Here is a 23,816-nt window from a genome sequence, read left to right on the forward strand (position 1 = left end):
TGTAGAAATAAAAAATGTTTCGCAGTTCGCTTAATTAACAGAAGGAACAATGAAAAAATGGATATAACTCAAGCAAAAAAACAGTTGAAATTCAATAAGCAAACATAAATGAAACTGGAACAACTGATCCATCAACAGGAATGCTACCAGGTATAAAAGGAACCATAAAATATGGATGATCCCAATAGTTGATACGAGTAAGAAAAACATCTAAGTAAACAAATATCACATGAAAAGAATACCATAAAAACAGATTTGAAAGATGTTTTACGATCAATAAAAAACAGGGTAAAAATTAATGGAACAAAAAAGAAAACAACGTAAAACCCAAATTGCCAAGTTCCAAAATGACCAAACTGTTTCCAGTATTAGAGAATTAGGCCAGTTAATTTGGCATCTAAAGAATTTATTTCCTCTAATACTTTTACATGTGACATTGAGGTCCTATCGCATTATAATAAATGGTTGATACTCCATTATTTGCCGAATTAACTTTTATACTCGAGCTATTAAAACTAGCGGTTAGCTTGTAATTCGAAAATGTAAGTTATTTTAGCCTATTTTTTTCATATAAAAGCAAAAACATTTTATGGCCTCGACTATACCTTCTTCAGGACGAGGTTTTATAAAATTTTAAAGAGGATGCATAATATACAAACTATCAACAAATGTTACAAGTACACTATACAAAGGAGGAATTGATTATGGCAAACAACTCAAATAACTTAGTCGTACCTGGAACTGAACATGCAATTGATCAAATGAAGGTGGAAATCGCAAATGAATTTGGTGTAGATCTTGGCGGTGAAACAACATCACGTGCAAACGGATCTGTTGGTGGAGAAATAACAAAACGCCTTGTTTCAATGGCGCAACAACAACTAGGTTAATTTGAATAAGGCATCATTCTTTTAGAATTAAACATCATGTATAACTACAGCTAAAGAATGAAAGATGCAATTATAGGTTTTCTAATGTTTAGTGTTTTAAAAGATCATGAAATTACTCACTTATATAGCATTCTAGGAAAGTCAACTAAGGTAACTAAGGAAAAACATCTAAGAACTGTTGTGCTTGGATTAACTGAAGAGCTGAACAGAACACACCAAATGGCTAATGAATTACTATACTAGAACTCTAACCCCACCAAACTTATAAATGAAAAAATACCGCCATTATTCTTTTGAATAATGGCGGTATTTTAATATAAAAAGACTACTCAATTTATTTTAATATATCCATCTGTAAAAAAACTAATGAATAGGTGAATAAGAATGCTTGATCCATGAATAAATTCACTGTTGTAAAAGAAAATGTTGGGGAGGAAAATATTAATTTGATTTTTGATGAAATTAAAAGAAGGAATTTGAGTATTCGTAAGCAAAGACCTAAACATATCAAACGTATAAAGTGATATTTAGTAAATACAAAAATCAAGGGAAATGTTCCTTGCTAACAAGGTATTAGGTCCTTTACTCTCTATCATTATAACATATAAACTTATGTCGTACTTCACCTGAATTACGACATAAAAAAGTCCGAGATTCCTCTCGGAGAAGGGGAGAATACTCTTACTATGTAAGGAGAGTTACATTCCTAATTTTATTTAAACTTCAAAGAAAATATACCTATGTTAGTTGTTATGATGCCCCTTTTGTTCGCAGAAAGCTTAAATCCCAACGAACGAGTAAAAGCTATTATGAGAAAAAGCTATTATGAGAAAAAGTATGGATTTATTGTGTTAATAACTTTTCCAAGGTTACTACACAACGTAAATGATCAATGAGCTGTCCTGCCTTAGTATTATATTCAAGATAATATTGATTGAACTGGACAAAAGTTAATTAGTTCACACTTCAAATAAATTTCGTAGAAAAGAGGAAGTTATCGAGGTTCTGAAGAAATTATTGTTTTGCTTTGTTAATAATGTACTTTGCAGCCGAAGTGGGTGATGAAAAGCTTATGAATAAATCTAATAAATCAAGAAAGTTCTTATCGTTAACTTCTTTATGGGGAGTAGATTTTTTAGTCGTTTCTGAGGTTGTTGGTTACAAATGATACTGTCGCAAAGTATGTTTTTAAAGAGCTTTTCACTTGTAATTAGACCAATTAGTTCTCCTGTTTTATCTGGGTTTGTTTTAGGTAAGAAATGAATGCTTCCTTATTTACGTGGCATTGGTTGGTAGCATTGGCTTGGATTATTTGGATGATATTGCGTGAACGTAAAATTTCAGTTCGTATATTTTCTGCTGGTTTACTATTGATGATTATTTCCGAAATTATGGATGCAATTGGTGTTAGTCTAGGGAAGTGGGCTTTACCTGTCAAAGTTATACCCGTAACCACTGTAAGTTTTTCTTTTAGACTTTCAGATTTGCCTGTATTAGCAATTATTGTTACAATTTAAGCCTAACTTTAATCCAAACATAATAGCAATATATTACAGTGGAGTGCGTTTGTTGGTTTACCCCTGTTGGCTATTCTTGATTTGTATAAGAACATTGATTGGGCGTTAACTTATTCATTTTTTATTTTAACTTTAATGTATTTACTTTCTCACTGGTTTAGCCGAAGGGAATCATTTGAAGAGCTTAATAGAAGTGACAGAGAAAACTGAAAAGTTAGTTTTTAGCTTAATAGCAACTATTTATAAAAGTTTTTCTCCGAAAATAAACTATTAACGGGTGTAATAAGGTCTTCAATAAAACAAAGCGCGTTCAATGAAGATCCTCAACAATTAAAGCACCTTTCAGAACAAGGAAGGTGCTTATTTAAGTTAAGGACTGATTGTGCTGTAACCCTTTTTTACGCAGTAGTTGGAAATAGCGAAGCAAGTAATATTGGTTAAAAAATAAAGTGCCAGCTTATTTACAGACATCCCGAATATTATTAAAACAGTAAAAATGTTTTACAATAGACTCTTAAAAATGTAAAAGCTTATTTGTTTATAGTGAAGGATTTTTTGTTGGGTATAGACCTGAATTTCGACATAAAAAAGCTATTATCCATCGATCGAATAATAGCCATGAAGGAGATAAAAATTGTATGATTAAGTAGCTTTTCCGATGGCTACTAATCAATGTACTGAGGATGATATCAGGAGCTGCTCCTGCCTTAGTATTATATTCAATACATTATTGAATGAACTGGACAATCGTTGATGTATATTGAAATTTCCTTATGAAGTGAGTTTTTCTTTATTTAGTAAAATGATAGTGCGTCAAGTTCAAGTTATAAATGTGGCAGCTCGAAGTCCCACTACTTTTGTAGAGGAGTGGGGAAAAATTCCACTTCTTACATAACCTTTTGAAAAAGGATGTTGTTTTCTAAATGGATGTGTTCAAATAGATCAGATTCTAGTGCTTCGAGGCGTTGGTACACAAGTCGATAGGTGCCGCAAGCATGCTCTGGTGGTGTAAAGTCATCTGTCATCTTACGAATCGCTTTAATTAAATTCCCTGCGTGATCATGCTCGTTCTCAAGTTCAATGATTTGTGCCTTTATATTTTCTCTCTCTTCTTCATTAGTCTCTTTTGCTAGCTTTTCTATAAGGGGAAAGACAATGGCTTCCTCTTTAACAGTATGTTGCTCTAATTCAGTTTTTAACTCATTAAAAAGTTTATGAATCTGTAAAAGATGAGGCTGATCTGGTCCATGAACCCTCATAACCTTAGTCACATAAGGAGTAAGTTGGGGAAGTTCATTAGCCAAATATATATGATGTTTCGTTTTTATATGCTGTATTAAATCCGATACAGTCGTCTCATTCCAATTTAATGTCATTTCATTTCTTTCATGTACACTTTGGTAAAGTTTTTGTAGCTGTTGCATTACGACTTCAATATCTACATTCCTCTCAAGAACTGCTTCGTGTAGAGGACGTTTTCCTCCGCAACAAAAATCAATTCGGAACTTCTTAAATAGGTCACTGGACTCGGGGAACTGGTTGACAATATCTCTTACAAGCATTGTTTGAGTAAACATGCTGGCCCTCCTCTTTATTTATTACTTCTAAAGATTATCATGATTTTAAACAATATGAAGTGACGGTCATCACTTACTAATTCCAGTTCGAATATTTCTTAAATTAGTTCATCATATAGTTTTTCGTAGTCAACGATGAAAAGTCCGTCTTCATCGATATCTACATATCCTCTCTTTTTAAGGTTAGTCAATGTACGGCTTACCGTTTCTCTGGATGTTCCTATCATGTTTGCGAGATCACGATTCTTAAAATGGGTAATGAGTTTATATCTTTTTTTATACGGAACTCCGTTACTTTTACATAATCGTAACAGCAACAAGATGATTTTTTCCTTTGAATTGTGTGAAATCTGTTCTTCAAGTCTATTTTGTAAATCTACAATTTTCTCACCTAGTATTCGAAATACCTTAATGCATAATTGAGGTGAATCCACTAACATTTTCTCGAATCCATGAATAGAGGTAGCTATTAAGATAGAATTTTCTAAAACTTCAGCATGTGCTGGATAATTCCCTTTTCTAAAGAAACCTGCATGTGGGAACATTTCTCCTGCTTCTAAGACAGAGACAATTTGTTCTTTTCCGTTATTGTCTGTCCTAAAAATTTTCACCTTACCAGATTGGACAAAATAAACTTGAGTAATAGGTTCTTCCTGCATAAATACTAAAGACCCTTTTTCGAGCTGTCGAGCATTTGAGATGTTTACGATCATTTCTAATTCTGTAAGGCTTAACTCTTTAAAAATAGAAAATGAGTAAAGACGGTCTTTTATTTCCTCTTGTGATATAGGCATTTCAATCTCCTTTATTAACATTCTTTTTTTCAGTTTTACGTATACACCTGGTTCTATGAATTAACAATATCACTAGTAGAAGTTTCGGTAAGTATTGTCTCAATATAACCTCCAATTATAAGTTTCTTTTGAATCTACACAAAAGAATAACAGTTCGGCAAAGTAATGCTGTGATAAAAATCACTTCGTTAAAACTGGGATTATCTTAAACTAATAAAACAAGATATTAAAAACATCTTTAATATAAGATTCAGTAAGAGGAATCAAAAAAGCTATGACTAAAATAGTAGATTTTATTCTTTTATATCAAGGAGGAAAGTAATGGACATTCATAAAAGACAGAAACGAACAATAAATGATGCTTTTGCATCTCATTTTGCTAAATCAATGTTTTTATCAGTTTCAGCCATTATTATTTTATCTTTTATAGCTACAAGAATGTTTACGCATGTTGATTTAAATCTATACGGTTATATGGTTGGAACAATAGTTTTTCTCGGAGGTTTCTTTTATCGGTTTATTGCTTGGGGAGAAAGACCACCGACTAAGATTTTCATCAAAAAGGGGATTAAGCTACTATTTCGTAAATCTACACCTAAAACATCTGTAGAGCAGCTAGCTACTTACAAATTTATCTGGAACAGAGGGATCTATCGTTGGACACAGCATGTGATGATCGGTTGTACTGTATCCTTTCTTGCTTCGTCACGTTTCCATTAGTGTTCGGTTGGATGTATTTTACAATGGATGAAAATGGATATTACACGGTTGTTGCGTTAGGCATTGATGTTATGAGTGTAAAGGCTGACGGAATCATTGCATTCTTCTTTTATAATGCATTAAACTTTACAGCCATTATGGTGATTATTGGAGTTTGCATGGCTCTATATCGTCGTTTAAAAAACATGCAGGCGAGAGCAGAACAAACCTTTATGTATGATTTTCTTCCACTTTATCTTTTGTTGCTTATCTCAATCACAGGATTAGCACTAACGTTTATGAATGTTTTTTTGCACGGGACAGGGCAACCAATTATGTCTTTAATTCATCAGTATTCAGTCATTATTACGTTAATTTATCTTCCGTTCGGTAAATTAGCACATATTCCTTTCCGTCCATTAAGTGTTTTTGCCAGAAACTATCGTGAGCATTATGCGGAACAATTAATGAAGGATTGTAAGGTTTGTGGTACTCAGTTTGTTTCAGAAGAACAATCAAACGATGTAAGAAATGTACTTGGAGTTAATGAGATTGATTTCCATATGGAGGATGGTTTCCATTTAGCTGAGTTATGTTTGCCATGTCGAAGAAAGTATCGTATTTCAAAGTTTTCAGGAATACCAACTCACGAAATAATGGTCAAGGAGGCCAATCAGAATGCAAAGGGATAAGTTTTTTAGGGAAGTAGAAAATGTTAATCATCCAAATGAAAAGTTAATTAAGACCCATTGTAGTTATTGTGGAATGCAATGTGGGATGAATCTAAGAGTTAACACAATTTCAAATAAAATTATTGGAGTCGAACCGAGATATGATTGGCCTGTCACGGTGGGGAAAATGTGCCCAAAAGGAGTAACAGCTTATCAACAAACAAATCATAAAGATCGCATTCTGAAACCACTGATTCGTGATGATTCTGCCCTAAAGGGTACGAAAGAAGGGTTCCGTGAGTCTAGTTGGGAAGAAGCTTATGATTTGATTGCAACGAAATTTTCAAACTTACAAGAGACTTATGGAAAAGACACATTGTCAGTTTTTAGTGGTGTATCGATGACAAATGAAAAATGTTATTTAACAGGAAAATTTACAAGAGTTGCACTAGGGACTCGGTATATCGATTATAATGGACGTTTTTGTATGTCAAGTGCAGCCGGTGGTTTTCTTCGTTCATTTGGTGTAGATAGAGGCTCAACACTACCTTGGACAGATATTCATGAAACAGATTGTTTATTTATTTCAGGAAGCAATACTGCAGAATGCCATCCTACTTCAATGTTCCGGGTGTGGTCTGTACAGGAGAGAGGTGGCTATTTAATTGTAGCAGATCCTCGTGAAACACCTCTGGCAAGAAGAGCGGATCTTCACTTAGATTTAAAGCCAGGGACTGACCTTGCATTAGCAAATGGAATTCTGAATCTTCTTATTGAAAATAATTATGTTGACGATGAATTTGTAATGAATCATACAAATGGATTTGGTGAAACAAAGGAATTAGTTAAGGAATTTACACCAGAGTACACAAGTAGAATAACTGGAGTTTCAAAAGAAAAAATTATAAAAGCAGCTGAAATATACGGAAAAGCACCGAATGCAATTGTTATGTTTGCTAGAGGGATTGAGCAGCAACATAAGGGTGTTGATAATGTATCTGGTTATGTAAACATGGCGTTAGTAACTGGTAAAATTGGTCGACCTAAAGCAGGGGTTGCGACATTTACTGGTCAAGGAAACGGGCAGGGTGGTCGCGAACACGGACAAAAATCTGATTTATTACCAGGGTATCGAAAAATTACGAATCCTAAGCATGTGGAAGAGGTTTGTGAAGTTTGGGGAATTACACCAGAAGAAATGCCTGAGCCTGGGGTTTCTGCTTATGAAATGTTTGAGCTAATGGATCAAAAGAAGATTCGAGGATTGTATTTATTATGCTCAAATCCTGCGGTTTCAGCTCCTAATTTAAATTTTGTGAGAAAAGCACTTAAAAACCTTGATTTTATGGTTTGTTCGGATTTCTATCTATCAGAATCAGCAGAGTTTGCAGATGTAATTTTACCTTCTGTAACCTGGTCAGAGGATGAGGGAACAGTCACAAATTTGGAAGGGCGGATCATCAAAATAAACAAAGCGCAGGAACCTATTGGAGACTCTAAGCCAGACTGGCTCATTCAAGTAGAATTAGCAGAAAAATTAGGGAAAGGCAAATACTTCTCACACCTTAAGGAAGCAAGAGATGTGGCAGATGAATTTAGAAGAGCTACAAAAGGTGGGTATGCCGATTATTATGGTGCAACATGGGATAAAATCGACAAACAGGACGGAGTATTTTGGCCTTGCAAAGATGAAAACGATACAGGAACACCACATATGTTCCTTGATAAAAAATTCTATCATCCAGACGGAAAAGCAAAAATTTGTGCATTGCCATATCGACCACCAGCTGAAGAGCCATGTGAAGAATATCCGCTTCGTCTTACAACAGGCCGTGTTGTTTATCATTATTTGTCTGGGAATCAAACAAGAAGAATACCATTTCTGAAGGATATGTGCCCAGAGCCTTACGTGGAAGTTCACCCTGAAACGGCTGAACGTTATCACATTTCACATGATGAAGTGGTTCGCCTGTTTACCCGTCGAGGTGAGTGTAACTACAAAGTGAAAATAACAGAAGCAATACGGAAGGATACAGTCTTCGTACCCTATCACTTTGGAGACTATGAGTCTATCAATCTATTAACAATCGCGGCTCTTGATCCGATTTCAAGAATGCCTGAATTTAAAGCTTGTGCTGCACAAATTGAGAAGCTAGCCGTAGGGAAGGTGCAATAAATGAAAAAAAGATTATATCTTGAGTTAGAAAATTGTATTGGTTGTCGTTCTTGTCTTGCAGCATGCACACAATGCGGAGGACATGAAGAGAGAAACCGAAATTATGTATATGATGTGAATCCTTTAGTAAATAGACAAACCATGCCTCTAATGTGTTTGCATTGCGTAAATCCGGCATGTGCCAGAAGTTGTCCAGCCCAAGCAATCCAAATCCATGAAACAGGGGCTGTTTTATCAGCTCTTGTTGAAAAATGTATTGGTTGTCAAAACTGTACAATTGCCTGTCCGTACGGCATACCGAAGTTCGATACAGAACAAAATTTGATGTACAAGTGTGATTTGTGTATCGATCGAACCAAGGATGGTATTCCACCAATGTGTGCAAGTGTTTGTCCATCTAATACACTTCAATGGTTAACAGAAGAAGAAATCGAAGCGAAACAGAAAAACCACCCTTTAAATAATGGGAAATGGGTAGCGAGTATGCCTTATTTAGAAGGTGAGACAAACGTAAAAATCAGTTTACCTGGTATTTTACAAGGGACAACTAAGTTATTTTAGGGGGATATGGAGAATGAACAATAAAAATAACAAAATCCCATTCGAAGAGGATAATTACACACATAATATACAAAGAAACAATGAGCGGATGCTTGATCGCAGGGGATTTATGAAAACATTAGTTGGTGCTGCTGGTTTATTCGCTGTTTCATCATTACCATGGGGGTACTGTTGCGGCAAAGGAATTAATGGGATTGGCAGACAAAGAGTACCCTAGAATGAAAATTGCAGATGTAAGTGATATAGCGGTAGGAGACTCTGTGAAATTTACATTTCCAAGTGAACATGACGATGCACTCCTTATTCGATTAGGAGAAAATAAATATGTTGCGTATCAAAATGCATGTACCCATTTACGCTGTCCTGTTTTTTGGGTGAAAGAAGAAGGAGAAATGATATGTCCTTGCCACCACGGGAAATTTGATGTTCACACTGGTGCACCAACAGCTGGGCCACCAAGAAGACCATTACCAGAAATACAAGTAAAGGTTGAAAAAGGTGCTATTTATGCAGTGAGGGTGAAGAGATATGAAGCGTAATTTCTTTCTTCTGTGCGCAACATTATTTTTGAATATCGTTTTTACGCAGTATATGGTTCACCAATATTTTTATGAAAATTACGTCAATAGTATATTGTTTTGCGGATTGAACTTAGTTCTATTTCCTATTGCACTTACTATCTATAAAATCGATAAGAGGCAAAGAAGGAGTATCACTGATGAGAAATGAAACCTATTTAGATTTTTGCTTCATTAGAGAAAAACAGGGGGAATTCTCACAAGAGATTCACAACCTATTTTCTAAGATCTTTGTTGGAAAACGGTTGAACTGGTATTTAGATGAAAAAAAGGTTGATGGTTTAGAAGTTATAGTTGCTGAAGTAAAAGGGTTGAGTGATTGGGAATCTGAAGAAGAGCTCATCGACTATCTCGATGAAAATGCAGATAATCTATTTTGGACCTACCTTCAAGGATATCAACTCTCTATTTTTTCTGATAAGAAAGGGTGTCAATCCTGTGGAACTCATTGAATCGCTTGAATTAAATGATTTTATATCAATACCTGTCTTGCTGACAATCCAGGGAAAGGAAGAAGAAGACAAACCAGCTTGGATGGAAAAAGTGGTTCAACGTGTTGAGTTATGTCCTGATGGTACACACATTCGGCTCTATTTTGATTCTCTACATTTTATTGCTTTTCCAAAAGATAGTGTTGTATCAAGAAAAGAAAACACTTGGAGTGCGTTTGATCAAGAGACATTCCTCACCTATTTAATGGAGAAAAAAGGAGAAGATAGTCATGATTAAGAAAGTCCAACTACCATTACAAACACTAAATTTAGTTCTTGGCTTTATGGTTTGGGTGATTTTATCTTCGCTTTTACCTTTTATTAAGGAAGACATCGCGATTGCCCCTGAGAAGTTAGCTTTAGTAACAGCAATACCGGTTATTTTAGGGTCAATATTGCGTATTCCCCTAGGGTATTATGCAAATTTAATTGGTGCTAGAAAAGTATTCTTGATTAGCTTTGTTTTATTAATTCCCCCTGTTTACTATATAAGCATTGCTAATTCTCTTACTGATCTACTAATAGGTGGTTTATTCTTGGGAATTGGAGGGCTGTTTTTTCAGTAGGAGTTACCTCACTACCCAAATATTATCCAAAGGAAAAACACGGATTCGTAAATGGAATCTATGGAGCAGGAAATTTTGGAACAGCGATTAGTACGTTTGCGGCACCAGTATTAGCATCAAAATTTGGTTGGTCCTTAACTGTACAATTTTACCTTATTATTCTGGCAATCTTTATCGTCATAAACTTCTTCCTGGGTGATAAACAAGAGAAAAAAGTGAAGGCACCACTTCTTAAGCAAATAAAAGGTGTATATAAAAATGTTACAATGTGGCAATTATGTTTATTTTACTTTATTACATTCGGTTCTTTTGTAGCATTCACGATCTATCTTCCTAATTTTCTAGTAATGAACTTTGGATTGGAAAAGGTAGATGCAGGCTTAGGACAGCAGGTTTTATCGTGACTGCAACATTAATGAGGCCTGTAGGTGGTTGGTTAGCCGATCGATTTCATCCACTTAAACTATTGATGTTTGTTTTTGCTGGATTTACGATATCGGCCATTTTACTATCTTTTGCTCCTTCAATGACTTGGTATACAGCGGGGTGTTTAACCATTGCCATATGTGCAGGAATAGGAAATGGGGTTATCTTTAAGCTTGTACCAACCCTTTTCTCAAAACAGGCAGGAGTTGTTAATGGAATTGTTTCAGCCATGGGTGGATTAGGAGGATTTTTCCCGCCACTTATTTTGTCTACGTTATTTAATCTAACTGGACATTATGCAATAGGATTTATGGCATTATCTGAAGTAGCATTAGCAAGCCTTGTTCTCGTTATTTGGATGTATTATAAAGATAAACTAGGGCTTGCCAATCAGGTTATTAGCCACACAACAGAAGGAATTATGATTACTGATCATAAGGGGAAAATTATTTCAGTTAATCCAGCTTTTACAAAGTTGACGGGTTACGAAGGGGAAGAGGTACTTGGTAAAAATCCAAATCTTCTTAAATCAGGTATGCAAGATAATAGGTTTTACCAGGAAATGTGGTCGGAAATTGAGAGAAAATTTCATGGCAAGGTGAAATATGGAATCGACGTAAAGACGGAAAGAATTATCTAGAGTGGTTAACCATTAGTGCAGTTAAAAATGAAGCAGGAGAAATTGTTCAATATGCTGGAATGTTTAGCGATATAACAGAATATAGGAAAGAAGTTTAATTCAAGTAATTTCAAAATGTAATAATATAATCTGAAAAAGAACTAATTCCTTGGAAAAGTGGTTTGTTCTTTTAAGTTTATCAATCATCCATAATCATCGCGATTTTAGGTGACTTTCCATCGTCTCATTTTTTCTGATAAAACTATATTAGTTTACTAAAGTGTATTATTTATTGTTAAGTAATATATATCTTCAAAAAACAAAATATATATTACAGTTAATATGTAGGGAGTTAGAGTGAGTTTATATGTAGAAGTAAAAAGTAAGGAATAAAGTAAAATACGCGCAGATTGAGAAAGAACATTTTACGCGCAAGGTGAACTTGTAATTGCAAATTATTAGGAGTAACAAGATAAATTATAAATCTCTTGAAGATAAACAAATACAACCCTAGCCTACGAGTTTGTTTACTTAAAAGTAAGCATCTGGAATGCCCATTAGATGAATTAATTTTGGGTAGAAGATTGAATTCTTTAATTACAGGCATGGTCGTGGTATTTGAGGATCAGATTAAAGAAAATAAAATAATAACGATGATATTGAATGAGACGAATGAATCAATCAAAATATAAACAGTTTTCATTAAATATTTAGCTATTTCTAAATTGTCCTTTTGGTTTTATTGTTAATAGCTGGACAAATCCTAAGTGTGAATAACTTAAACTTTTGACTAAGCATTGAATTTACCCTTGCTTTATAGTTTCTAGCTCCTTCACTGAACTAGTAGCTTCATCAGCTGAAGAATTAACTGCAATTACGGAGCAAACTAGCAAAGCTACAGAATCCATTACAGAGTGCGTCCAACAAGTTGCAAATGGCGCAGAACATGCAACTAACAATGTTCAATAGAGTGCGACAGCCTTGAAGAAGTTACTACTGGAGTACAATCTAGAGGTAAATTGATGTAGAAGAGGGGTAAAATTTCGTAAAACTGGCTGAAGGTAACTTCAAAGAAATATATAGGTATATGGAACAGTTATCGGAACAAATAAATGATATGGCAGCAACAGCTCAAGAAATTTCTGCTAGTACACAAGAGGTTTCTGCAACAGTAACAGGCATTACAAAAGTTTCTAAAGAGACTTCCATGCACTCACAAAATGTAGCTGCTTCAGCAGAAGAACAGCTTGCTTCAATGGAAGAGATAACAGCTTCTGCTAACTCATTATCTAATTTAGCTGAGAAATTTCAAAATAATCAATAGGTTTAAAGTTTAAAGTTAAAGAATTAATATATTTATCATTAGAAAGGCCTGTATCTATGGAAATAGAACAGGCTTTTTTATAGGAATTCCTTGTGACAATAGTGAAGAATATGGAGAATAGAAGTTATTAACGGGCAATTTTAATTAGAAAATTTATGAGGAAATTTTATTTTATGCAAAGTATAGGTATTTGTTTAGATGTCCCCATTTTAAATAAACGGGAACATCTTTGAATTAATTTGATCAAAGGTGTATTATTGTATTATTTTTTAATTAATATACCACTTTAATTGGATCAACAGCTAAAATATTAACTCCATTTAATTCAATCCAAATATAAGAATGATCAACTTCTAACCCACTAACATTTGTAATTGTGGAATGAATCTCTTCTTGTGTTTCAAAGCTAGTTGTTCCAAGAAATCCATTTGGCTGAATTAGATCCTCTGCTAGGTTTATAGAAATTGTGGTATCGTTCTGAGATAAATAAGCTGCTTGACTTTCTTGTGGTATGGTAAGACAGACTAAAGTTAAACCAAATAATAAAGTCAATAATTTAAATTTCATTTAAAGTTCCCCTTTCTTTTGAATGAACAAAAAGGCATCGACCACCTCAGGATGAAACAAACGTCCTCTCTCTTTCTTAATTTCTTCTAGAGCTGATTCTAAGGGGCGTCCTTGACTATAAACACGTACACTAGTCATAGCATCAAATGAATCTATGACTGCAACAATATTGGCTAAAAATGAGATATCATCACCTTTTAGGCCTTTGGGATATCCTGTGCCGTTATATCTTTCATGGTGTTGTTCTACAATCGTGCTCGCTTTTTCTAATATAGGAATCCCAGTTTTCTTTAAAAGTGTAAATTTCCATAAATAGTATGGAGTTTCATCTCTTCATACTCCTCGACTTTGTTTGCCAGGCTTATTCAATATGCGATCTGGAACTTTTGTTTTCCCTATGTCGTGTAAGAATGAACCGAAGTTTAATTCCAACATTGCTTCCGATGAAAGTCCCATTACTTCGCCAACTTTCATAGAGAGGTCCTTAATTCGACTACAATGGTCTGCAGTATATCCATCTTTTTCCTCTACCGTTACTGCAAGGTCCATATATTCCTTTACCTGTTCATCGACACTGTCATACATGCTATCAGAAGAGATGTATAAAAATTCTGTTTCTCCTATAGCTTTAAATAAGGTGTCTTCTAAAATAGGATCCATGATAAGATGATCTCCTATTGAAGCTATCTTTAATGTGTCTTTTTCTTTCCACGAAAGAGATCCTTTAAGGATGTAAACAAATTCAAGACCATCCCATCCAGCGATAGGACCAACTGCCCAACGGTTACCATCTCCAAGTCTATGATGAAGGATGTCTAATCCCTTTTTTTCAGTTAGCTGACGAATCGTAACACCATTAATGCTAGTCTCATTTTTATATCCCCCGTAAGGGATATGGATAATGTTGTTGTTTTTAGAATTCAATGCCCTAGTAGTCCTTTCGTTCATTTCTGATCAATTATACAACCTTCTTATCACTTCGACAATATATGACAAAAATGAAATTTATGGTCAACTAAAGATCTGATAAAATTTATTATCTCCTTAATTTATACTTAATATTTAATTCCTTTATCTAATAAGAAAGGGTATTGATGCAAACAAGAGGGGAAGGGCGAGAGTGAAATATCACCAAAACTATTTTGAAAATTGTATACCATGTAATTCACAGCGAAAAAGGTATAGCATACAATTAACAATGCTTTAGTGGTTTCGGATCCAGGTTTCTTAAGCCACTGAATAGGCAAAACTAGATGGAGTATCTGTTTATAATTCTCCAACAAAAGGTTGATAGCGAGTAGCACACTTAAGATATAAATACAAAACTTATCTTTCTGTGATTATTTAGAGCTATTGAAGCAACTGAGGTCACTATTACCCTGAACAAATGCATTTATAGGAAGTGTTTTTTGGTTTCCAAAAGGTTCTCTTTAAAAAAGGTAGAGGGAGTCAAAATCGACTCTTTGAATAAAATAATATGCTGTTTCTTAATTGAATGAATAAAATACAGAGTTATATTTTTCTTGCCTAAATCTTCTTACTTGGTATTTGAGTATAATTACATCTATTTAGAATAGAGAAAAAAATCCTGATTAAAATAATCATACAATTTCTTTAATCAGGACTTTAAGGTTCCATAAAAAACTCATAATCTTTAACTATAAAACTTCACCTGTGCTCTTCCATTTTCTTTCGCTTTATACAGTGCTTTATCAGCATTACAAACCAATGTTTGAGGTACTAGTTCCATCCTTAAAGTAACATGCTATGCCAATTGAAGAGGTTGTTTGGAAAGTATGACCTTCAATATACCAAGGTTCCTGCAGTTTTTTTGCGATTCGTTCCCCAATTATTTGAGCTTCTGTAGAACTTGATAAGTTAGAGAGAATGATAGCAAATTCATCTCCCCCTATTCTAGCAAGTATATCTGTATCACGAAGAATATTTTGAATTCTCCTTGTGAGCATCACGAGAAGCATATCCCCAATGTGATGACCCAATTTATCATTTATATTTTTAAAATAATCGATATCTAGATACATTAAGGCTAATAATTGATTTGTATCGTTTGCTCGAGAGATTTCGGATGAAAGTTTTTCCATAAAATAACGACGATTTGGTATATTTGTTAAATAATCATAGTAGGCCAACGTTTCTAATTGGGATTGAAAATGTTTACGCTGAATAATATCTCTAGCAACTAAAACTAGTTTTTCAAAATCCCCATTCTCGTTATAAATGGTGTTTACATTTGCCTCAAGCCAGATATATTGACCATCTCTTTTAAGAAATTGATATTCAAAGATATTATGATTTTCTTTGCCAAGTACCAATTCTTTGAAAGCCTTTTTTATAGGTCTGTACTGATTTGGATGAATGTACTCAATTAGTTTAGCTATTTCTCGATTTATATAATCTTTATAAGAATAACCAGTTATTTTCTCAAAGGAAGGAGATAGATACTTAATAATTCCTTTATGATTTACTGTTATAAGTATATCCTTCATATTTTCAGCTATAAAACGGTAGTTAGATTCACTTACTTTTAATGATTCTTCCGCCTTTTTTCTTTCCGTTATCTCTCTACTAACAATAATTAAATGGCTTTTATTACTATTTTTATCAAATACCGGTGTTTTAATAACTTCCCAAGTTCTTGTAATACCATCGGGAGTTTGAAAAGATTTCTCAATTTGAATTGCTTCACCATTTTCCCATGCCGCTTTATCTGTCTCCATATTAAAAATAAAGTTATGTCGATGAGCAGGGAAAATCTCCGCTAGCTCCAAGTCAGTTTTTCCAATATAGGGAAAGTCATCCTCCATACCATAGGAGTTAAGAACTAGTTTATTTGTTACAAGCCATCTGCTGTAACCATCTTTTAAAACTATAAACTCAGGAATTAAATCTATCAATAATCGAAGCTGTGGTTCATATGTTGTAAGGGTCGATAGGTATTTAATGTATTCCATATGTTCTCCTTTTTCTAGCTGTGTATATATCTATTTTACAATATTCTATTGTATAAAAACAGATGGTAACGGGATTAAAGAACTATAAAAATATAATGAGGATACAATTTAATTATTAGAATAAACTTTGTCTGATTTGAAGAAGTACGAAGAAGGCCTGAGAAGGCAAAAACTAAAAATGTTTATCCTGATGTAGGCGTAGCGTTTCGTTCTTATTGGTTTTTCAATGAATTTATATGTCACTTATCAAACGAAAATTTTCACAAATAAGTGTACTTAAAATCTAAGGGATAGTTTAAAAAGAACAACAGCTAACAAAACAAAGTCATTTGCTGTATTGGATTATTAGGTACTCGTCTTTGGCGTAACTAGCTAAAAATGAAGCTCGATAATAAACTTATATTAGTATGTTTTTTATATTTGTAGTCATTTGAAATCCTCCATGATAATAGTAAAAGCTACTTAGTGTTCTTGAAACTGTCTTTTATATTTGGGGATAACTACAGCATCGCGGTTTTAATAGGAGAATTTAGTATGATTTTGATAAAAAAACAGAAAATTGTTGATATAAACAATGCTAAATAAAATATTACTTGGTTTATTTCTTTACTTTCTGTTCTTCTAGGAATTTGATAAATTCCTCTTTAGTTATTCCAGATTCCAAGGCTAGTTTTACTAACTCTAAAATTTCTTTACTTTTTACTTTTCCTATCATTCTCAATCACTCCAAATCTAAGGATTTAAACATTAGTTTAACTTATCGTTCGGAACATTCCAGGAAGCTTTTTTTATAAGGAACAAGGTTTTAAGTTTAATAAAATTCTTTTTTCCTTTTCTATTTCCCTAATTAAAAACAAAAATTAAGTCATACATTTAGTAAATGTTAATACTTACACTGATTACAAAAGCATTAAAATAAACTTATAGAGAAACACAATTATAATTATGCAAGATTATATACAATAATTAAAGCAATTTGACAATATTACTAATATTAAGACGAAAGAAAACAAAAATCACTGTTTTATTTATGAACTGTGGTTCTACGCGAAATAGTATCTATAATGATTTTAAGATTACCTGATACAAGAGTCACTTATATAAAGAAAAGGAGAGACCTCCCACTTTTGAGAGAGTGAAGAGGGTAGGTGAGGTAAAGGGTTTCAGCCTACTACGCTTTTTATTTCTTATTAATATCTTCTCCAAGTTTTCTAGCAACACTCCACATTGCCTTTTTTACATACCATTGTTCTGAACTTTTTAGTAAAGGTTGTTTTGGTTCTATATTTGTTAATTTGTCAGTGAACATTCCAAGGAAATAGTGCAGGATTAGTCTTCATCAAAGCGTGAATGTCTAATAGCATTTGCTTTTTTTATGTAAAAGGCCATATTCTTGAACAGGAGAAGGAAATATTATATAGAGTTTAAATCACTTTTTTTAATTATTTTTTAATATATTTAGAAAAATTGTTGAACATGCGTATAAATTTGATTTGATCTTTTAAATCGTCTTAAATAATGAATAAAAAATAAGGAGGCTATTATGACTATTTCACGTGATCAACAGCTTTCAATTTATGATAAATCTCGAGAGCTTAAAAAAGAGTTTAACCAGTTAGTTGATGAATTTACAGAAGGTTTGTGGAGGTATTGTCTTTATCTAACTGGTTCACATTGGGATGGGGAAGATTTGTATCAAGAGACGATGGTAAAGGCGCTTGGTAACATATATCAACGATGGCATCCAACAAACCCAAAACCATATTTATACAGAATAGCGACTAATACATGGATTGATCACTGTCGTAAAGAAAAAAGAATAATTGGTAGTCTAGAGGAAGAAGAAGTTCCAGCAGAAGAAAATCCTGATACTTTAGATGTTGAAGAAGCTCTTAATCATCTTATTAGCCTTTTTACTCCTAGACAATGTGCTGTTTTTCTACTTATGGAGGTATTTTCCTTTACAGCTAAAGAAGTGGCTGGTATTGTTCAGACAACTCCAGGTGCTGTTTATGCAACTTTGCAACGCATGCGAACAAAATTGAAAAACCAACCACCTAAATCAAATTCAAAGCCTGATTCTACATTAAATTCAATAAAAAGTGAGGATACAACTATTAAAAAATACTTAAATGCATTGAATAATGGTGATCTTGAAGGAGTACTGTCTATTTTTAGTGACAATGCTCATAACGAAGCTTCATTAGGTTTCCAGGAGTTTACTAAGGATGAAATGCGCTCTGGATCGATGCAGTTTGGTTTACCTGGTTTCGTACTGAAAGGTACCAACTTTGGGGGAGAAATGTCATTGTTGTATTTTATGATGGAGAACAAGGTCCAGAAGTTCACGATATTCAGTATCAAGAAATTGAAAATGGGAAAATTGTTCTTCATCGTAGTTATTATTTTAGGAAGGAATTCATGTTTGCTGCCTCTGAAGAGTTAGGTTACCCAGTTCAAATTGATAAACCTGTTGTTGATTGGAATTAGGGATAGAAAAGATGAGGAAATTGAATCCATTTAATATACTCGATCTTCAAGAAAAGGACGCACTATGTGCTTTCTACGTGTTATATAAAGTATTTGTTCAGTGTGTAAAGAAAAGCACATTATCTCCCCTATTTAGCTAAATTAGATATTCGAAAACTTTAAAGAGATAAAAATACTAATTCAAAATTTTTGTATGAACTGTTAGGTTATATTGAAATTCAAAATTTTTTTATCTTTTAAAAGTTGGAATGTGACACATAAATATAATAGATAAAATACTAAATACTTTGGAGGTAAGCGATGAACTCAGTATTAAATAAAATTAGTGGTGTTTTTATACCAATTAGTAATATTGAAAATGCTCGTGATTGGTATTGTGATATTTTAGACTTGTCAACAGAAGGGGAGATTTACTTTGGTCATATCTATGTTCTTCCATTAGATGGGCCAAATATTGTACTTGATAGTAAAATTTTCGCACCAGACGATGTATATAAGACTCCAGCATTTCAACTGCAAACTGATGATATCCATCTATCTTACGAATATCTAAAAGAAAAAAATGTGAAAATAACCACTAAAATTGAAAATGGACATTGGTTTAATTTTAAGGACCCAGATGGCAATGTAATAATGGTATGTAAATAATGTTTATAATTACTTGGTAATCGCCATTAACCAATAGTCCTATCATTTTTTGCAATAACACAAGAGTGAGGAACATGTTTTATCTCTATTCAATGAATAGACGTTATGATGTTTTTAACTGAAAGTTGCTTATCATTAAATTTCCACATAGGACGCCTTTCTGGAACAAGGAAAGGCGCTTATTTCAGTTAAGTGCCAGAAGACGAACAATACCTGTCTGCTTTATTGGATCAAAATATTTAAATGTTAGTGAGTTTTTGAAAATATGTAATTAAAGTTAAATCAGTTTAGCTTTAAAGGTACATATTAAAATAAATACATGAGGGGTATTGTTTGAAAAATCTATAATAATGATATTTAGTTTATTTCTGATTTCTTGTAAAAACAGTGGAATCATTATTGATGAAACACCAGAAGAAGCGTTGCAAAAACAAGACTCAAAAGAAAATGCTTTTAAGATTAATAAAATACTTAATTCAACAAACGATAATCAAAAACAAGATTTTTACGGTTTTGAAGGTGAAGTAGAAAATAGAACCGAGTGGTTTGTAGTGAATGTAAAGGATTTCGTTAATATCGGTACACCGAATAATGAAAATGAATCATATACTTCAGGAACAGATACTTTCACTGCGGGATTAAGTAATAAACCTGAATTATTGTTGATATTCCTGTAAATGACTATTAAGTTTGGATTGAAAAGCTTGAAAATGAAAAATAAATCTTCATATATGAAGCTCGAGAAAAATTGTAAATTTGTACTTCAAAAGGTGTATTAATTCAATATCCATCTTCAACAAACAAAAGCACCTTTGTTTATTACGTAGAAGGTGTTTTTGTTGTGTTATTGACGTAAATTGCGACATAAAAAGTATATTACCAATCGTTCGATTAATAAACCTGAGAGTGTAATTTATTGATTGTCATTTGATTTAACCTGCTTTTCATACAGAAGTTGAGATCCATATAAAACAAATGTCTTGATTAAAAATACTATCGATAATTGGAGCTTTGAGAGCCGTACTAATGTGACATAACCGATTTTTTTAAGCCAATCCATCACAAAATACGTAAAAAAGGAGTCAACAAGAAGGTTTATAAAAAAGTATAACTTAAATTTTCCGTACGTGTATTTTAATATCCAAAGAGAACCGATAAAAAACGGTCCTATTATCAAGGGAAGTTCCCCAATAAAATTACGTTTTATGTTTGAAGGGAACCACCACCACCATTTTTTCTTTTCAGCATATCTCCCTTCCACCATTAGAATATACACATACTAATCGCGAAAGGAAAATATCTTTTGAAATATTTTAACCCGAGTAAAGGTAATGAAAGCCAGGGTAAAAGAATCATTAGAATATTGAAAGTCTTAGTTAATTCCATTATTTTACATACTTTAGAATTTTATATTTTTATTGTTGCTAAGTTTGGTAATTAATAGTAATAAGGTTATAAGTATATGGCTATATATAATCCGCGTAATAATCTTTTCAAGAACTTTGAGCCAAAGCAAACATCACGAGTATATGAAATAACAGATAGAGGATTATATGATGTTAGTGGAGGTTATTATGTTATTACAGCAAGTCATACATCCTTAGATCTATAGGTTATTTAGCCAACATCTTTAGATGTTGGCTTTTAATGTCGCATTAGGCTGAAAATGCGTCAAAGACTGCATACGGTCATGTTAAGGTTGGTACCGGCATTAATGTTACAGATGGAGTTATAAGTGTTGCAGAAATGACTGCTTCCAATGTATCGACAACAAGTGGAAGCAATGTTCAAACTGAGTTAGATAGTTTAAAGTCATCTGTCAATAATGGGAAAACAACAGTCAAGAACGCTATTATTGGCAAAGGTGGAACAGTTCTTGACGGAGATGGTGATGGAGTTAGTACTTTTGCGGAGTTGGAAAGTGGGGTGAAGTCTATACCACCAGGCTTGAAAGTCGATCCATTAAACGAGTTATTAGTATCCACATTCCCTTATAGTAAGAAAAGTTATAATAATTCATCAATAAACAATATCCTAGCTATTAGCGATAAGTATGTTGTTTATCAAAACGCAGAGTATGCTAATGGACAATTAAAAGTAATAGACAGAGATTCTGGTATTGAAATAACAACAATCACATTACCTACCGGTTACTTGCCTTATACAAGATCATACAATCCATGTGCGGCTATTAATGGCGATTGGTTATATTGTACTATGCAATATAATAGTGCCTATGATGTATTTGCTATTAACGTCTTAACAGGTAATTCTACATTTAAGACCTTCGGAAACACTAATCGAGTTGAATCATTAAAACTATGTTCTGATGGTTATGTTTATGGAGTATCATACGGAACGATATCGAAATGGGACAATAAAGGGAATCGCCTATATATGACTAATTTCTCTTCTACTAATGGCGGAGGAGATAGAGTATTTGATGTAATAGATAACGTTCTTTATTTCGGAAATAATAATGGTGGAAAGTTCGTGCTTGCTAATCCATCTACAGGTAATAAAATTACCGATTATGTTGTATCAAACGCGACAAATAACGCTCCCTCTCATTTATTCAAAATAGGAAGTTACTTTTTTGTTTGTTGTGGGGTGTATGTGGCTCGTTTCACATCAACTTGGACAAACGATATCATAATGGGCGATACGTTGGGAATCTATAAAATTACGGATACTTATTTTCTAGCTTTCAAAAGAGATACTTCAACTTATCCCGCAGGAGGAGCTATGTACAATCCAGACTTAACAATCAAAAAAATGTCAATCACTGCTTTTTCATTTCAGAGCGCAATCGCTAACGAAAACGAAAAGTATATAGAATTAATACAAGGTTTTGGCGCGTCGTCGGATTCTGCACAGGAAATGTCGGTAGTTCGTATGTATAAAAAATAGGAGGGATTCATTTTGTGGTATGTTACGTACAAGAAAATAACAAACGAAAAAGCTAGAGTGGAAAATTATTTCAATCTGGATTTAGTTGAAAAACCAGAGGGAGTCGAAGGATTTGAAATTGTAAAAATACCTACTCCACCACTAAAAGATGGTCATGAAGTGATTGAATTTATCAATCCTAACACAAGGGAATTTTTCTATGATTTTATTCCACGCCCCTTATCTCCAGAAGAAAAGATTTAACAGCTTGAAGTTGAGAAAGAAATTTTGATTCAACAACAAGCCCAATTAAACGCTGATCTAACAGCATTTATGGATTACTACTTCTCTACAACATCGGGAAACTAAAAATTGAAATTGATCTAGGAGGGATATTACATGGCAGTATTAAGCTTTAGAACGTCATCTTATGCAAGAGATGTATATTTATATGGGAATCGTAAAATTGCTGATACACCAACTGAGTACCATGAACCGGTAAAGGAATATGCAGCAAATACATTTAATCAATCTCAAGTGGATGATGCATTAACAAAGACATACATTTCTCAAACAGAATATGATGAAACAATGGCGTACAAACAAGTGTAGGCTATTTTTTATGTCTTAATAACCCATCAGGGAATTAATGTTCATTTATTTTGGGACTAGAAAGGATAGTGACTATGAACGAATAGATGATTTAGTCTAATGGATAAGTTATCTGCATAGGATTGGACAAAGGGGGGAGGAGAAATGCAGAAAATGCAGAAATTGTTGATTCTATTGTTCTTTTTGATTTCCTTGATTGGATGTGAAAAGGAAAGTAAGGTTAAACAAATTAATTATATAAAAGAGGGGATCGTTGAAGACTTAGATAAATATACTTCAATGACTCAAGTTGAACAGGATTTAGATGGGAATGGTTCTAAAGAGATAATAACAATGTATGTTGGTCCAGCGTTAGAAAACGAAGGGAAAACCTCTATTCACGATGTTGATGAAGTATATTATAGGTTGATTGTTGAAGATGGAGAAAAGGAATTTTCACTTATAAACTTTAAGAAAGATTTGAAAAATATTGTTGAAGTTTGGTTTGAAGAAAAAGATGATGGATACGAAATCGTTATTTTCTTTGATGGAGAAAATAGGGAGATTATATCCTACAATTATGATAAAAAAATCTAGGTTTATTGAAGAAACAAAATATGAAAATAAAGGGAAGGTAAAAGAATTTAAGGATGTGTATTTCCCTGTAGAGTAAGTTTGCACTATGGGTAATTAAGATTTAAGTCAACAATATTATGTTGGCTTTTTTATTGCGCAATCGGGAATTTATACGCAATAGTCTGTATTTGAAA

The 23,816-nt window shown here is 33.3% G+C and carries 22 protein-coding genes and 3 pseudogenes; 19 read left to right on the plus strand and 6 right to left on the minus strand.

Annotation, left to right across the window (positions count from 1 at the left end; translation table 11 throughout):
• Positions 1-704 precede the first annotated feature (704 nt).
• From MVE64_RS26655 to MVE64_RS26665, 3 genes are all read left to right on the plus strand, one after another.
• Positions 705-890, plus strand: a complete 186-nt coding sequence (locus tag MVE64_RS26655; protein ID WP_247347306.1) for an alpha/beta-type small acid-soluble spore protein — start codon at positions 705-707, stop codon at positions 888-890.
• Positions 891-974: 84 nt separating this feature from the next.
• On the plus strand, positions 975-1,133 hold the full coding sequence (locus tag MVE64_RS26660; RefSeq protein ID WP_247347307.1) for a hypothetical protein: 159 nt from the start codon (positions 975-977) through the stop codon (positions 1,131-1,133).
• Between the two features lie 1,016 nt (positions 1,134-2,149).
• The gene (locus MVE64_RS26665; RefSeq protein WP_247347309.1) at positions 2,150-2,407 is read left to right on the plus strand and encodes a hypothetical protein; all 258 of its coding nucleotides are present in this window, start codon (positions 2,150-2,152) and stop codon (positions 2,405-2,407) included.
• Between the two features lie 887 nt (positions 2,408-3,294).
• On the opposite strand, the gene ric is transcribed toward MVE64_RS26665, so the two are convergent.
• Entirely contained in the window at positions 3,295-3,984 is a 690-nt protein-coding gene (gene ric, locus MVE64_RS26670) for an iron-sulfur cluster repair di-iron protein (protein ID WP_247347310.1), read from the minus strand.
• A 98-nt stretch (positions 3,985-4,082) separates the two neighbouring features.
• Complete coding sequence (locus tag MVE64_RS26675; protein WP_247347741.1) at positions 4,083-4,772, minus strand: Crp/Fnr family transcriptional regulator; 690 nt, start codon at positions 4,770-4,772, stop codon at positions 4,083-4,085.
• Between the two features lie 357 nt (positions 4,773-5,129).
• Here MVE64_RS26675 and MVE64_RS26680 point away from each other — a divergent pair.
• From MVE64_RS26680 to MVE64_RS26720, 8 genes and pseudogenes are all read left to right on the plus strand, one after another.
• A pseudogene (locus MVE64_RS26680) lies at positions 5,130-6,169 on the plus strand (hypothetical protein).
• Positions 6,156-8,324, plus strand: coding sequence for a molybdopterin oxidoreductase family protein (locus tag MVE64_RS26685; RefSeq protein WP_247347311.1), 2,169 nt, complete (start codon positions 6,156-6,158; stop codon positions 8,322-8,324). The pseudogene MVE64_RS26680 and the gene MVE64_RS26685 overlap by 14 nt, the downstream one beginning before the upstream one ends.
• Positions 8,325-8,885 carry a 4Fe-4S dicluster domain-containing protein gene (locus MVE64_RS26690; RefSeq protein WP_247347312.1) on the plus strand — a complete coding sequence of 187 codons (561 nt, stop codon included), beginning with the start codon at positions 8,325-8,327 and terminating at the stop codon, positions 8,883-8,885.
• Positions 8,886-8,898: 13 nt separating this feature from the next.
• Positions 8,899-9,424: pseudogene (locus tag MVE64_RS26695) on the plus strand (Rieske (2Fe-2S) protein).
• Between the two features lie 179 nt (positions 9,425-9,603).
• Positions 9,604-9,915, plus strand: coding sequence for a hypothetical protein (locus MVE64_RS26700; RefSeq protein WP_247347313.1), 312 nt, complete (start codon positions 9,604-9,606; stop codon positions 9,913-9,915).
• Positions 9,902-10,192, plus strand: a complete 291-nt coding sequence (locus tag MVE64_RS26705; RefSeq protein WP_247347314.1) for a hypothetical protein — start codon at positions 9,902-9,904, stop codon at positions 10,190-10,192. Before MVE64_RS26700 ends, MVE64_RS26705 begins: the two co-directional genes overlap by 14 nt.
• Positions 10,185-11,684: pseudogene (locus MVE64_RS26710) on the plus strand (nitrate/nitrite transporter). The gene MVE64_RS26705 and the pseudogene MVE64_RS26710 overlap by 8 nt, the downstream one beginning before the upstream one ends.
• A gap of 968 nt (positions 11,685-12,652) precedes the next feature.
• On the plus strand, positions 12,653-12,889 hold the full coding sequence (locus MVE64_RS26720) for a hypothetical protein (RefSeq protein WP_247347315.1): 237 nt from the start codon (positions 12,653-12,655) through the stop codon (positions 12,887-12,889).
• Positions 12,890-13,162: 273 nt separating this feature from the next.
• Here MVE64_RS26720 and MVE64_RS26725 read toward each other — a convergent pair whose 3' ends face one another.
• The 4 genes from MVE64_RS26725 to MVE64_RS26735 form a co-directional block, all read right to left on the minus strand.
• Positions 13,163-13,456, minus strand: a complete 294-nt coding sequence (locus tag MVE64_RS26725) for a hypothetical protein (RefSeq protein ID WP_247347316.1) — start codon at positions 13,454-13,456, stop codon at positions 13,163-13,165.
• Complete coding sequence (locus MVE64_RS28260; protein ID WP_425594032.1) at positions 13,457-13,735, minus strand: HD-GYP domain-containing protein; 279 nt, start codon at positions 13,733-13,735, stop codon at positions 13,457-13,459.
• Positions 13,736-13,789: 54 nt separating this feature from the next.
• Positions 13,790-14,380 carry an HD-GYP domain-containing protein gene (locus MVE64_RS26730; protein ID WP_247347317.1) on the minus strand — a complete coding sequence of 197 codons (591 nt, stop codon included), beginning with the start codon at positions 14,378-14,380 and terminating at the stop codon, positions 13,790-13,792.
• Between the two features lie 794 nt (positions 14,381-15,174).
• The gene (locus MVE64_RS26735) at positions 15,175-16,428 is read right to left on the minus strand and encodes a sensor domain-containing protein (protein ID WP_247347322.1); all 1,254 of its coding nucleotides are present in this window, start codon (positions 16,426-16,428) and stop codon (positions 15,175-15,177) included.
• A 1,543-nt stretch (positions 16,429-17,971) separates the two neighbouring features.
• On the opposite strand from MVE64_RS26735, the gene MVE64_RS26740 reads away from it, so the two are divergent.
• The 8 genes from MVE64_RS26740 to MVE64_RS26775 all read left to right on the plus strand — a co-directional run bounded on the left by MVE64_RS26740 (position 17,972) and on the right by MVE64_RS26775 (position 23,643).
• Complete coding sequence (locus MVE64_RS26740) at positions 17,972-18,874, plus strand: RNA polymerase sigma factor (RefSeq protein WP_247347324.1); 903 nt, start codon at positions 17,972-17,974, stop codon at positions 18,872-18,874.
• A gap of 344 nt (positions 18,875-19,218) precedes the next feature.
• Positions 19,219-19,566, plus strand: coding sequence for a VOC family protein (locus tag MVE64_RS26745; RefSeq protein ID WP_247347326.1), 348 nt, complete (start codon positions 19,219-19,221; stop codon positions 19,564-19,566).
• 329 nt (positions 19,567-19,895) lie between these two features.
• Positions 19,896-20,243, plus strand: coding sequence for a hypothetical protein (locus tag MVE64_RS26750; protein ID WP_247347327.1), 348 nt, complete (start codon positions 19,896-19,898; stop codon positions 20,241-20,243).
• Positions 20,244-21,028: 785 nt separating this feature from the next.
• Complete coding sequence (locus MVE64_RS26755) at positions 21,029-21,178, plus strand: hypothetical protein (RefSeq protein ID WP_247347329.1); 150 nt, start codon at positions 21,029-21,031, stop codon at positions 21,176-21,178.
• A 134-nt stretch (positions 21,179-21,312) separates the two neighbouring features.
• A complete protein-coding gene (locus MVE64_RS26760; RefSeq protein ID WP_247347331.1) occupies positions 21,313-22,476 on the plus strand; it encodes a hypothetical protein in 1,164 nt (387 codons plus the stop codon).
• 12 nt (positions 22,477-22,488) lie between these two features.
• Positions 22,489-22,719 carry a hypothetical protein gene (locus tag MVE64_RS26765; protein ID WP_247347333.1) on the plus strand — a complete coding sequence of 77 codons (231 nt, stop codon included), beginning with the start codon at positions 22,489-22,491 and terminating at the stop codon, positions 22,717-22,719.
• A 135-nt stretch (positions 22,720-22,854) separates the two neighbouring features.
• Positions 22,855-23,067 (plus strand): hypothetical protein, encoded by a 213-nt coding sequence (locus tag MVE64_RS26770; RefSeq protein ID WP_247347334.1) that lies wholly within the window; start codon positions 22,855-22,857, stop codon positions 23,065-23,067.
• A gap of 144 nt (positions 23,068-23,211) precedes the next feature.
• Positions 23,212-23,643 (plus strand): hypothetical protein, encoded by a 432-nt coding sequence (locus MVE64_RS26775; protein WP_247347335.1) that lies wholly within the window; start codon positions 23,212-23,214, stop codon positions 23,641-23,643.
• Positions 23,644-23,816 lie beyond the last annotated feature (173 nt).

This window comes from Metabacillus endolithicus, from assembly GCF_023078335.1.
GTDB lineage: Bacteria > Bacillota > Bacilli > Bacillales > Bacillaceae > Metabacillus > Metabacillus endolithicus.